Raw genomic sequence first — 12458 nt, 5'->3', positions numbered from 1 at the left:
AAATGCCTGGCCTAACCGACCGACAGCCGTGCTGCACACCAGTGCCATACCGCATCGACCGCCTTTCGCTGTGATGACGAGCGTTTGCGGATCAGGAAATAGTCGGGCTCGATTGTCGTCGTCGCATCCGTCACCTGCACCAGCCGCCCGGCTTCGAGATCCGCCGCCACGAAAGCCCGGCAGGCCAGGGCGACGCCCTGGCCGGCGAGGGCGGCATCCAGCGCCAGCGTCGTGTGGTTGAACACCGCACCCGGCAGCTTCTCGCGCGATTGCAGCACCAGCGGCCAGGGACTGAGTGTGTCATGCAGAAGCGGCAGCTTGCCAAGTGCACCGGCCGTCAGCGGAAGGATCAGATCCTTGACCAGATGGGGGCTGGCGACGGCGACGAGTTCCTGGCGAAACAGCAGCCTTGCCTCCAGGGAGGCCGGAAAAGGCTGGCGGGTCAGCCGCACCGCAATGTCCACCTGATCGCGATCGAAATCGGACAGCGCCTCGGTGGCGACCGTCCGCAGCTCCACGTCGGGAAGGGCCGCCTTGAGCTCGGCGAGGCGGGGGATCAACAGCTTGGCGGCGACCGTCGGGGTGACGCTGATCGTCACGGCGTCCGGCCGCGCGAGGAGGCGGCCCGTGGCGTCGTTGAGCGTATCGAAGGCGCGGCTCACATCGGCAAGATAGGCCGCCCCCTGCGGGGTCAGAGCCAGGCCGCGCGGCAGCCGCTGAAACAACATCAGGCCGAGTTGATCTTCCAGCGCGCGCACCTGCTGCGCCACCGCCCCTTGCGAGACGCCCAGCTCCTCGGCGGCGGCGCGGAAATTCAACCTGCGGCCCGAGACCTCGAAGGCGCGCAGGGCATTCAGCGGCGGCAGTTTGCGGCGGGGTTGGACCATTGGTTTTTCCGAGGGTAATCCAGTAGATTTTCTACAGTCTGACACGTTTCTTTCTGACGCGAAAGTCGGCGCTGTCTCTGGCATACTGCTCCGCAATTCAACGATTGGAGACTCTGATGCCGAACGAAAAAGTCGCTCTCATCACCGCAGGCGGTTCCGGCATGGGCGCCGCCGCGGCCAGAAAACTCGCTGGGGATGGCTATCGCATTGCGGTGCTGTCCTCCTCGGGCAAGGGCGAAGCGCTCGCCAGGGAATTGGGCGGTGTCGGCGTCACCGGCTCGAACCTGGAGAACGACGATGTGAAGCGGCTCGTCGATCTGGCGATGAAGACATGGGGGCGGATCGACGCGCTGGTCAATTCCGCCGGCCATGGCCCGCGTGCGCCGATCCTCGAAATATCGGACGAGGACTGGCACAAGGGTTTGGAGGTCTATTTCCTCAGCGCCGTGCGGCCGATCCGGCTGGTCGCGCCGATCATGGAGGCGCAAGGCGGCGGCGCCATCGTCAACATCTCGACGGCATGGGCCTTCGAGCCTTCGGCGATGTTCCCGACTTCGGCGTTTGCGAGAGCAGGGCTGGCGAGCTTCACCAAGATTTTCGCCGATACTTATGCGGCCAAGAACATCCGCATGAACAACGTCCTGCCCGGTTGGATCGACAGCCTGCCCGCCACCGACGAGCGGCGTGACAGCGTGCCGATGGGCCGCTACGGCACGGCCGAGGAAATCGCAGCGACGGTTGCCTTCCTGCTCTCCGAAGGCGCCGGCTACATCACCGGCCAGAACATCCGCGTCGATGGCGGCATTACCCGTTCCGTCTGAGCCAGGTCATGGAGATAGAGCACGAAGCCGTGCCGCCGAACCTCGCCGAGATAGACGCTTCGACATGGCGAGAACTGGAAGCGGCGGGGTCAAACCCGCAGTCGGGTTTCCGGTTCCTGAACCTCTGCTCGGTCGATGCCGAGGCGAGGCCACAGGCGCGCATGGTGGTCTTGCGGCGCGCTGACCGGTCGTTGCGGCTTCTGGAATTTCACACCGATATGCGCAGCCCGAAATGGCGTGAGCTTTCGGCAAATCCCCATGCCACGGTCCTCGGCTTCTGCGCGCAGACACGGCTGCAGTTTCGGCTGCAGGGGACGGTCGAACGCCATGCCGCCGGCAGCAATCAGGCCAACGCCGCCTGGGACAAGCTCTCCGCCTGGACTGGGATGACCTATGCCGGCGGTCCGCCTGGCGACGAGCTTGGCTTTGACGCCATCGATGAGGCGGCTCTGCCGAAGCCTGTGGATGCGGCTAAGGGAAAGCCGCATTTCGGCCTGTTGATCTTTCGCGCCCGGGCGCTGGACTGGTTCCAGTTGCGCAGCCAGGGCAACCGAAGGGCGTTGCTGACCTATGACGAGACGGGCGCTCTTGCAGCCAGTCGATGGGTCAATCCATGACAGAGCTTGGTGGCGCCCTCACGGGGCCAGCCGCACGACAATCGAAGCTTCGGGAATCCGCAACTGTTCGGCGAGCGCCTCCAACTCTTTCCCACCCGTTCCCCCCAGAACAAAGTGGTCGCCCATGATCGGCTCCCTCATCCAGGGTTCCATCACCACCTTGTCGTTGATCAGCACCTGCGTCTGCCGTCCCAGTGCTGCCTGCGTGAAATCGTGGAAAGTGGCGGCGCTTTCCGGGGTGAGCACGATATTCAGGCCCTGGTCGGAGGACACGGGAGACCGGACTATCTCCGCGCTCTTCACCTTAAGCGAGACCGGCGCGATCGCCTTGGCCTCCCCATTGCCTGCGGCAACGGTCGTCTCCTGCGATGCCGTCGGCGGGGCAGGAGGTGTCGAAAGTTCATCCAGGATGCCCGGCTCGGCCTTGGCCGATGGCAGGGGCTCCACGCGCAGATCGGGTGTCGGCAGATCCTTTGCCGTCAGGGCCGTGGGAAGCGGCAAGCGCGCAGGCATATCCCCGCGCAGGATGTGGGTATATGTGCGGAACGTTGCCCCGCCGGTCGTGAGGGTGATGATCTCGGTTGCTTCGACCGCCGAACCATCGTCCAGCGACACCACGAACTTGCCGCTTCGGGTCTTGCTGGCGCGTTTGACTGAAGCCAGTTGATCGGCGGCAAGATTTTTTACCCGGTCGGGGAAAGCCATCATCATCTTTGCGATCGCCGGCTGCTGCGACTGGCTGAACGCCGCGGCATCGAATTCGTCCGACAGGGAAAGGGTCGCGGTGCGCGAGACCGCGTCGGTGGATTCCAGGATCCAGGTCGACACCACAGGGACATCCATACCGCCATAATCCTCGGTTTGCGACACCGCCAGGGCCTGGCCGATCTGCATGACCTCGTCCTGATAGGATTGCCCCGTCGCAAGCAGCAATGCCTCCGGCACCAAGGCGGCCACGATTTGCAGAGGATTCTGCTCTATTTTGCTGATGATGTCATCGACACCGCTTGCCCGCGTCGCGGAGGCGCCTGCTGCGGCGACCCCACCCGGCCCATTGGCGGCCATCTCCCGCATATGTGCCAGGATCTGATCGACGCCGAACAGAGTGTTGGGATGGCCGTTCAGCTCCGTTTCCAGCTCGAGGGTTGTGGTGCCATAGGCTGTCAGCGAATTCCGATAGAGCAGGTTCATCTGATAGCTGTCGGGAGAGCCCGCGATGTCTGCCGGCAGATCGGCGCTGAGGGACCAGCGGACCCGCATGCCGTTTTCATCCCGCGACAGAACGGTCATGCGCTGGCGAAACGCACTGCGCACAGTCACCGAGGCGCCTGGCTTGTCGAACCAGAACGACATATCGGTTTCGGTGGCTTTTTGAACGCTGTAGCCGTGCTCGACGCCGGTCGCCGGCGCATAGGCCGGGATTGTGATGCCATCGGCGGACCATGCCGGATGGGAGAGTGTGACGCTCACGCAAAACCAGACAAAACTCTTCCAGTACAATGATGTCATGCTGGCGGACCTTTGACAGTGCAGCTTATGGCGGCCGTCCGGCTGCCGGCAGCGAGCATATTTGCCGATGAGGAGGATGGGTAGTGCCGACGCTGCGATAATCGTTCTGCGCGAAACTGCTTCAGGTTTTCAAGATCGAGATCGAGAGATCAAGGTTAAGCACTTCTCATCGGCCGCTCTAGTCTCTGCCCCAAGACAGCGAAGCGAAAAGCCCCAAGGCAGCGAAGCGAAAAACTATTGAGCGGTCGGGTGGTCTCTCTCATAGGCTTCCCTCTCTTCCTTCCCGAACACGGATGAGTAATAGCCACTGCAAATCAGATATGAGCACTCATCCGGGTCGCCCGTTTCCCATCCCGGCTGGCAGAGTACAACGCGATGGAATTTGGCGTTGCAAAGTCCGTGGTTTGCTAAGAGCCGCGGCTCGTTTTCGAAATACGCGCTTATGGTTTTCTCGCGAGTCCACGCAGGCACAGCTTTCCAATCAGCGGCACCGCCCTCAGCGCTCACATTGGCGATCGCACAGAGCGACCAATTGGAGATCATGATCGGCTGATCGCAGGGAAAGGCCTGGACGGCGCTTCCCAGTAAGATCGAAAACAAGGCCAGCAATCGCTTGCCGCAAACCACCACGCTCTTTTCCCCCATGCCGATCATTCGCATCGCGCTCCTACCCCTCGATATTCAGGCCCTGATCGTAGCAGGCGCAACCGAACAATGTAAGATCAAAACTAAGAATATTTTCCTAGTTCATGGATCGTTCTTGCGCTAGGTTGCCCGCAATTGCAACCATGGAATGCCGGATGTCGAGCAAATTTTTCCCTATCGGCGAGGTGATCGCCCGGACGAGCCTGGGCCGTCGCCCGCCTTATAAACAGAATTGCCGGTCTCGCAGCACAGGCAGATTGCCGAAGGATCGGCCGGCGACGGGGGCGAGGGGCTGATGGGGGAATTCAACCCTCGTGACAAGAGCCGAACCAGTGCCGGCAAGACGCGGGCGATGGTGCGCAAGCATACCGCTCCGCCCAGATCGGAAGAAAGCGGGCCCGATGACGGCAGCCTTCGCTGGCAATGGTTCACCATTCAGTTGCTGGAATCGCTGGCTTTCACGACATTGAGCGCCAATGCCTGCCGCGCCTTCTTCCGCATCGTCATCGAGCACACCGCGCACGCCGCCTTGGAAAACGGCAAGCTTGTCGTGACCCATCCGCAATTCGTGTCCTACGGCGTCACCGGCGAATATGTCGCCGATGCGCTCGATGAGCTGGAATATAAGGGGCTGATAAAAGTTCGCCGCGGCCGGGCAGGCAGCGGCGTCGCGCATCCCAACCGGTTCACGCTGACATTTGTCGGCGACCACGAGGGCGCACCACCCACCGACGAGTGGAAGCGGTGCACGGCCGAAAACTGCCGGAAATGGTCCGAGACCGACCGCAAGCTTGCCGCCGACAAACGCGGCCGCCTCGGCAGGAAGAAAAAAACGCCGCTTCGGAATCCCGAAATACTGCCGCTTCGGGATTCCGAAATGCGCCGCGCTTCCTGAGGGGTGAGCCAGGAAAAATATTGAAGGATTTCAATACCGCAGCCAATTTCGGGATTCCGAGGTGCTATATAGATTCTGGTGGGGAGTTACTGACGAAGGCACTTTGCCACGATCAGAAACTCCGTCTCCCGCCCGCCGATCTTTCCGGCCGAAACGGTGCGAAGCAGAAGGCCGAAAGCCTCATAGAGCCAGTAAAGCGGGGGAATTCGGTCCTTGAGGGCATGCACCTGGGTCGACACATATTCGCCGACGAAGACGATATCCATGCCGAGATCCTTCAATGTCCCGGCAATCTCAAAATGGGATGCCTCGGCGGCGTGCTCGACGCGAAATGGGGCATAGCCTGGCTTGCCGGCGTTTTTCTGCCTGAGGACGTAGCGATAGAACAACACGTGGCTCCACCAGGGCGTGAGATCGGTGAAGATGCCTTTGGCCGAGCTGAGGATCGGGCCCTTGACGAACACCAGGCCACCGGGAGACAGGGTGTCATGGGCTCTCAACAAGGCCGAGCGCGGGCTTTCCAGATGCTCGAGAACGTCCCAGAAGACGCAGGCGTCGAAGTAGCGATCGCCGTAATCTATGGTTTGAGCATCGCCGAGGATCCGCTCCGCGGCATCCTTGTTCCTCTCGAGCTGCTCCTTCGAGATGTCGAGGACCGTATATCGTGCGCCTTTCAGCGGGATGTGCGTGCGGGAGCCGCCGCCAACCTCAAGAATATCCGTGTTGATCTTGCCGGAAAACGCTGATTGCGCATGCGACAGCGCGTCGTTTACCCACGGCGAAGCCATAATCTTCCTCCCCCGAAGAGATTAGTGTCTGCGACCATAAGTAAGCATTTTAAGCAATATTTAAACTCTCGGAGCGCTGCCGTTCTTAGCCCACGGCGACAGGCATTAGTTTCGCGCAACCTTCCTGATGTATCCGCGGGTTTGATGATCTCAGAGGCGCTTCGGCCGGAGGAATGCATGACGGTGGGAATTTTTCGGGCTCCGGCAGCCCTGGCGATGATGACGGCGCTTGCCGGCTGCATCGACCACGCCAACGATCCCGTGCTCCTGGCGATCGGCGTGCCGGTCAATCCGCCTGCTGTTGCCCACGGTATCTGCATGACCGACGGCAACGCCATGTATGATGAGGCGAGGAAGCAGTATCAGCTGCGCGCCCAGCTGACCGGCTATGCCGGAGCCGATGAGCTGGAGGCGGAAACGACGGCGCGTGCCGCTGCCCATCGGCAATATGTCGCCTGCCTCTCCGGCCAGGGCTACCGGACATTATACGCGAATTGAGAACAGAGAATTCACGTTTCCGCCCCGGTGTTCGTTGAGCCCTTCTGCTGATCGCGACTTTTCACGTTTTTCGGCGATTTAGTCACGCCGGATCGCCTGCAATCACGAGTTTTGGAAGTTGCATGGGAGCGCGGAACTCCACAGGTGGGAAAGGCATTTTCGTCGGATAAATCCAGTAAGGAGGGTTTATCATGAAGATGCTCAGACTTGCCCCTTCCACCGTCGCGCTCGGTGCCCTTTTCGCCTTCGCGTCGATTGCATCAGCGCAGGCGGCCCCCGTCCAGACGGCTTTCCCGCCCGGTATCTCTGATGTAAAAATGGTGCAATATAAACCACATGCCGGGTCCTGGCATGGTTATCAAGGCTTCCGCACCGAACGCCCCGGCACCCGCCGCCATTCCGATGGCTACTGGTATCCGCTGGCCGCCTTCGGCGTCGAACCCGGCACCACGGGCTCCATTATCCGCCAGCCGGTGAACAGACCTGCAGCCCCGGAAATGTGCAACCCTACGTTCTCAGGATCGATCGGTCCCGGCAGCATGCCCTGCGATAACGGCTATTGAGCCGGCAAATGAAAAGGCGGCGATGAGCCGCCTTTTTCTCGATCATGGTCTCCGCTCACATGTCTGTGATCTCTGCTTGCGGGCCGTGGTTTGTGACAGATCGCCTTCCTAACTGCGGGGCGTAAATTCCCTGAATCCTCCCAAGGAGACGATGATGACCACCACTTTCAAGACCGGCCTGATCGCCGCGACGCTCGGTGCAATGCTCGGCCTCTCGGCCTTTTCCGCCGCGGCAGCTCCCCTCCAGTCGAGCGCGACGGAGCAGGGTGCGACTGCCCGCCCGGTTGCCAGCCAAGAAACCAAGGTTGACCACGACCGGCGCACGACCGGCTCGATCGGCGAGCAAAACTCGGGCATGACCACACGTTATATGACGAACCCGAAGAAGCCGCTCAACATGGATTGCAAACTCGGCTTCAACCCGACCAGCAGCTCCAGCTGCAATTACTGAGGACGTCTGCGGCAGTCCGGTTCGCGCTTGTGGCTGCCCCTCACCCTAACCTTACCGGGTCGAGCCACTCGTCTCGACCCGTCCTTCGGACCCCCCGTAAAAAACGGGGAGAGGGGACTTGCCTTGCGAGAGCGAGTGGCACCGGAGAGGGTGCGGCATATCCCCTTCGCCCCGCGAGCGGGGAGAAGGTGGCGGCAGCCGGATGAGGGGCTGCACCAGTCCACATTTTTCGCCGCCTTGGGCCACCCTTTGCTTGGAGTAGCGGCCTGTCTTTCCCCAACTCACACGCGCACATATTGCATCAAGTGCAAAAATGCAATAAGTACAGAATCAAGCAAATTGCCGATGGTGGCGCTGCGAAACGCCGCATCGAAGAGTGATTGACGCATCTGCCTTGGAATTGCCATGCTCGCCGCGATGGTCGCTTTTCATAATCAATCGAATTTCAAACGGGTGGGATAGTCATGACCGCAAAGGCTGCATGCGCCGATTTCCTGCATTTTTTCCGCTCCTGGATCAGCAACCCGCTGCGGGTCGCGGCCATCGCGCCCTCGGGCGATTCGCTTGCCAGGATCATGACCAGTGAGATTGCCGCACTCGACGGGCCGATCATCGAACTCGGTCCCGGAACCGGCGTCTTCACCCGGGCGCTCCTGGCGCGCGGCGTCAGCGAAGCGGATCTGACCCTGATCGAATACGGTCCGGAGTTCATCACGGCGCTGCAGGCGCGTTTCCCCAGCGCGCGCGTGTTGCAGATGGATGCGGCCCAACTCGCCCATGCCGATATTTTCGAAGGCGAGCCGGTCGGCGCTGTCGTCAGCGGCCTGCCGCTTTTGTCCATGTCGCCGGGCAAGATCGCCTCGATCCTGGCCGGCGCCTTCGCCTATGTCAGGCCGGGCGGGGCCGTCTATCAGTTTACCTATGGTCCGCGCTGCCCGGTGCCGCGGCCGATCCTCGACCGCCTCGGCCTGGAGGCGGTGCGCATCGGCGGCACGGTGCGCAACCTGCCGCCGGCCTCGGTCTATCGGATCTCGCGCCGCGAGCCGCTGGAATTGTCGCGCGAGCGCTTCAATTATCGTGAGAGCGAAGCCGAACTCGACGATGTCGCCGCCTTTTCCAACGAAACCGGCGGCTGAACTGTGATGCCGGGCAGGAATGGCTGAGAGCAAGCGGACGCAGACGGGGGAAGGCCGGCGGGAACGAAAGCGGCGGCAGACGCGCGAGCGCATCGAGCAGGCGGCGATGACCCTCTTTCTCCAGCGCGGTTTCGAGGCCACCACCATCGAGGACATCACCGAGGCGGCCGACGTCTCCAAGCGCAGTTTCTTCGATTATTTCCCCTCCAAGGAAGAGGTGGTTTTCGCCTGGCAGGATAGTTTCGCCGATCGGCTGATGGCGGAAATTGCCGCAAGGCCTGCCGATGAATCGTCCGTCGCGGCGGTCGAGGCGGCGCTCACCGCAACCGTTATCGCCTCTGTCGACGAGCGGGGTCTGGCGCTCGCCGAACTCATCCATGACACGCCGGCGCTGAGGGCCCGCGACCAGCTGAAATATGCCAGGCTCGAACAGAAGCTCGCCGAGGCGCTGCTGCTGCGCAAGGGAAATGATCCTGAGCGCGCGCGCATGCGGGTCCTTGCGGCAGTCGTCATCGGTGCGCTGCGCGTCGGCAGCGAACTCTGGCAGCAGCGCCCGCCGGGCGCCTCGCTGCAGGATTTCGCGCATGAGATCCTCGCCGAGCTCTGGACAATCCTGGCGGAATTCGGCGACGAGGCCAAGCCCAGGCTTTGACGGATCTCGCCTCAGCCGCGCTGTCGATGTTTTCAGCGCCGTCACTGTAATCCCGGCGGTGCCGTCCTATATGTGCAGGCGTCGCAGCGCCCGCATTCTCATTCATCCCCTCGCCATGCCGGGCATCGCTTCGATCAGCGCAGACATTTCGAATTCGAAGGCATCTCCAAAAGCCCCGGCATTCATGTCGCGGCCCTTGAGCCGGGCGGCTCCCCACCGCTCCACCGACTTTGATGATTTCATTGACCAAGAGAGGAAAGACCATGTCCAGTCACAATGCAGCCAAGTCAGGCACCTTCAAGATCGGCGGCGAGATCGAGATCAACCGTCTCGGTTTCGGCGCCATGCGCGTCACCGGTGACGGCATCTGGGGCGAGCCCGCCGATCATGCCGAATCGATCCGCACGCTGAAGCGCCTGCCGGAACTCGGCGTCAATTTCATCGATACGGCCGATTCCTACGGTCCCGATGTCTCCGAATGGCTGATCAAGGAGGCGCTGCATCCCTATGCCGCCAAATCCGTCGTCGCCACCAAGGGCGGCCTCACCCGCCACGGCCCGAACATCTGGCTGCCCGTGGGCCGTCCGGAATATCTCATTCAGCAGGTGCATAAGAGCCTGCGCAATCTCGGCCTCGAGCAGATCGATCTCTGGCAGCTGCACCGCATCGATCCGAAGGTGCCGGCCAAGGAACAGTTCGACGCGATCAAATCGCTGCTCGATGCCGGTCTCATCCGCCATGCCGGCTTGAGCGAAGTGTCCGTTGCCGAGATCGAGGCGGCGTCGAAGCACTTCAAGGTCGCAACCGTCCAGAACCGCTACAATCTCGTCGACCGCACCAGCGAGGACGTGCTCGATTACAGCACGAAGCACAATATCGGCTTCATCCCCTGGTACCCGCTGGCCGCCGGCGATCTCGCCAAACCCGGCTCGCTGCTCGATACCATCGCCAGGAAGCACGATGCCGCCCCGAGCCAGATCGCGCTCGCCTGGGTGCTGAAGCGCAGCCCGGTCATGCTGCCGATCCCCGGCACCTCGAAGGTCAAGCATCTGGAGGAAAACGTTGCGGCGGTGGAGATCACGCTGTCGGACGAGGAGTTTTCGGCGCTCGACGCTGAGGGTCGGAGGGTTTTCAAGGCGGCTTGATGGGTGGGAACGGAGAGGGCGCGGCATGCCCTCTTCTCCCCGCTGGGGAGAAGAGGGAGTCGAGAGGTCGCGGCTATCCCCTTCGCCCCGTTTACGGGGGTCCGAAGGACGGGTCGAGACACGTGGCTCGACCCCGGTCGGTGGCGGCAGCCGGAGGGGCAAGCCATCGGCGATCTCCCCCGGCCACATTTTTCAGCACAATTTTGACCACATGGTCAAACATGCTGCAAAATGAGGCGATTACCTGTCATTTCAAGGGCATGCTATGCGTTTCCTGCATTGCTGCATTGCGGTATTTTCGCTATTCCCGATTAAATGAATGGGGTATCACTATCTTCGTAAGCAGCGCACTCCTCCTCCCAGCGCTCTTACATCGGACTGACAACACTCCTCCTCCCAGTTGTCAGTCAGGATCAAGAGCCTGGCGCACCTCCTCCCGCGCCAGGCTCTTTTCATTTTCCGCTCAGGCTTTCCACCTCATCCGGTTTGACTCGGCCGGCGTCGTCGGACTATTTGAACGTGTGCCGCCTGTCCGGCGCGTGAACCGGTTGGAGTTTGGTCATGATCGGCAAATGGCGCGCCTCGCATGCAGCCCTGACAGGTCTTCTGGTTACAGCATTTGTGCTTTCCAGCTGCGGCGGCAGGCCGGTCGGCGTCATGCAGGCGGCCGGCACCGTGCCGCCGGGCACCTCCAAGGTCGATCTTCTCGTCGCGACGACGCGCGCTGCCGATGACAATCCCGCCGTGCTGTTCTCCGGTGAGCGTGGCACCGGGCTCGCCGTCAATGCCGTCGATGTCTCGATCCCGCCGGAAGCCAATCGCAAGGTCGGGCAGGTGCAATGGCCAAAGCGGCTGCCGGCCGATCCCTTACGCGATTTCGTCACCGTATCCGTCGATCCCCTGGAGGGCGAGCGGGCGGGCGAGACCTGGCTGAAAGGCCATATGCCGAAGAGCCGCCGCGTGCTGGTCTTCGTGCACGGCTTCAACAATCGTTATGAGGATGCCGTCTACCGCTTCGCGCAGATCGTCCATGATTCCCATGCGGACGTCGCGCCCGTCGTCTTCACCTGGCCGTCGCGCGCCAGCATCTTCGATTACAATTACGATAAGGAAAGCACCAACTATTCCCGCGATGCGCTGGAAGAGCTGCTGACCCGCACCGCCGCCAATCCGGCCGTCAGCGACGTCACCATCATGGCCCATTCGATGGGCACGTGGTTGACCGTCGAGGCGCTGCGGCAGATGGCGATCCGCAATGGTCACGTCGCTTCGAAGATCAACAATGTCATCCTCGCTTCGCCGGATCTCGATGTCGACGTCTTCGGCCGCCAGTTCGCAAGCCTCGGCAAGGACCGGCCGCATTTCACCATCTTCGTCTCGCAGGACGACCGGGCTCTGGCGCTGTCACGGCGCATCTCCGGCAATGTCGACCGGCTCGGCCAGATCGATCCCTCCGCCGAACCCTATCGCAGCAAGCTCGAGGCAGCCGGCATCACCGTGCTCGATCTTACCAAGCTCAAGGGCGGCGACCGGCTGAACCACGGCAAGTTTGCCGAAAGCCCCGAAGTGGTGAAGCTGATCGGCGACCGGCTGATCGCCGGCCAGACGATCACCGATTCCAATGTCGGGCTCGGCGAGGCCGTCGGCGCGGTGGCGATGGGCGCCGCCCAGACCGCCGGAAGCGCGGTCAGCGTCGCCGTCAGCACACCGATCGCGATCTTCGATCCGCGCACAAGGCGCAACTACGACGCCCAGCTGAAACGTCTCGGCCAGTCGATGAACAATACCGTCGGCTCGGTCGGCGACAGCGTCGGCGCCGGCCTGCCCGAAAGCCAGTAAAAATTTCGTAGG

14 protein-coding genes are annotated in these 12458 nt (G+C 62.0%); 10 read left to right on the top strand and 4 right to left on the bottom strand.

Annotated features, from left to right (window positions below; all coding sequences use genetic code 11):
• Nucleotides 1-11: 11 nt before the first annotated feature.
• On the bottom strand, nt 12-887 hold the full coding sequence (locus tag CO667_RS02665) for a LysR substrate-binding domain-containing protein (RefSeq protein ID WP_097616943.1): 876 nt from the start codon (nt 885-887) through the stop codon (nt 12-14).
• Between the two features lie 116 nt (nt 888-1003).
• Here CO667_RS02665 and CO667_RS02660 point away from each other — a divergent pair, with 116 nt between their 5' ends.
• Together CO667_RS02660 and CO667_RS02655 are read left to right on the top strand one after the other, a co-directional pair.
• The gene (locus CO667_RS02660) at nt 1004-1708 is read left to right on the top strand and encodes an SDR family oxidoreductase (protein ID WP_097616942.1); all 705 of its coding nucleotides are present in this window, start codon (nt 1004-1006) and stop codon (nt 1706-1708) included.
• A gap of 8 nt (nt 1709-1716) precedes the next feature.
• A complete protein-coding gene (locus CO667_RS02655) occupies nt 1717-2325 on the top strand; it encodes a pyridoxamine 5'-phosphate oxidase family protein (RefSeq protein WP_097616941.1) in 609 nt (202 codons plus the stop codon).
• Between the two features lie 18 nt (nt 2326-2343).
• On the opposite strand, the gene CO667_RS02650 is transcribed toward CO667_RS02655, so the two are convergent.
• Nucleotides 2344-3834 (bottom strand): hypothetical protein, encoded by a 1491-nt coding sequence (locus tag CO667_RS02650; RefSeq protein WP_097616940.1) that lies wholly within the window; start codon nt 3832-3834, stop codon nt 2344-2346.
• Nucleotides 3835-4068: 234 nt separating this feature from the next.
• A complete protein-coding gene (locus tag CO667_RS02645; protein WP_097616939.1) occupies nt 4069-4494 on the bottom strand; it encodes a hypothetical protein in 426 nt (141 codons plus the stop codon).
• A 280-nt stretch (nt 4495-4774) separates the two neighbouring features.
• On the opposite strand from CO667_RS02645, the gene CO667_RS02640 reads away from it, so the two are divergent.
• Nucleotides 4775-5374: a hypothetical protein gene (locus CO667_RS02640; protein ID WP_097617294.1), complete on the top strand. Its 600-nt coding sequence runs from the start codon at nt 4775-4777 to the stop codon at nt 5372-5374.
• An 86-nt stretch (nt 5375-5460) separates the two neighbouring features.
• On the opposite strand, the gene CO667_RS02635 is transcribed toward CO667_RS02640, so the two are convergent.
• Complete coding sequence (locus CO667_RS02635; RefSeq protein ID WP_097616938.1) at nt 5461-6162, bottom strand: class I SAM-dependent methyltransferase; 702 nt, start codon at nt 6160-6162, stop codon at nt 5461-5463.
• A gap of 177 nt (nt 6163-6339) precedes the next feature.
• Between CO667_RS02635 and CO667_RS02630 the strand changes: the two genes are divergently transcribed.
• The 7 genes from CO667_RS02630 (at nt 6340) to CO667_RS02600 (ending at nt 12446) form a co-directional block, all read left to right on the top strand.
• Nucleotides 6340-6660, top strand: coding sequence for a hypothetical protein (locus CO667_RS02630; protein ID WP_097616937.1), 321 nt, complete (start codon nt 6340-6342; stop codon nt 6658-6660).
• A gap of 191 nt (nt 6661-6851) precedes the next feature.
• Nucleotides 6852-7223, top strand: a complete 372-nt coding sequence (locus CO667_RS02625) for a cell surface protein (protein ID WP_097616936.1) — start codon at nt 6852-6854, stop codon at nt 7221-7223.
• Between the two features lie 154 nt (nt 7224-7377).
• Complete coding sequence (locus tag CO667_RS02620) at nt 7378-7674, top strand: hypothetical protein (RefSeq protein ID WP_097616935.1); 297 nt, start codon at nt 7378-7380, stop codon at nt 7672-7674.
• A gap of 464 nt (nt 7675-8138) precedes the next feature.
• On the top strand, nt 8139-8810 hold the full coding sequence (locus CO667_RS02615; RefSeq protein WP_097616934.1) for a methyltransferase domain-containing protein: 672 nt from the start codon (nt 8139-8141) through the stop codon (nt 8808-8810).
• A gap of 19 nt (nt 8811-8829) precedes the next feature.
• A complete protein-coding gene (locus CO667_RS02610; protein ID WP_097616933.1) occupies nt 8830-9462 on the top strand; it encodes a TetR family transcriptional regulator in 633 nt (210 codons plus the stop codon).
• Nucleotides 9463-9725: 263 nt separating this feature from the next.
• Nucleotides 9726-10607, top strand: a complete 882-nt coding sequence (locus CO667_RS02605) for an aldo/keto reductase (protein WP_097616932.1) — start codon at nt 9726-9728, stop codon at nt 10605-10607.
• Between the two features lie 561 nt (nt 10608-11168).
• On the top strand, nt 11169-12446 hold the full coding sequence (locus CO667_RS02600; RefSeq protein WP_097616931.1) for an alpha/beta hydrolase: 1278 nt from the start codon (nt 11169-11171) through the stop codon (nt 12444-12446).
• The last annotated feature ends 12 nt before the right edge of the window (nt 12447-12458 follow it).

This window comes from Rhizobium sp. L43 (genome assembly GCF_002531725.1).
Classification (GTDB): Bacteria; Pseudomonadota; Alphaproteobacteria; order Rhizobiales; family Rhizobiaceae; genus Rhizobium.
The sequence above is the reverse complement of the archived record's forward strand: the minus strand, read 5'-3'. Positions and strand labels throughout refer to the sequence as shown.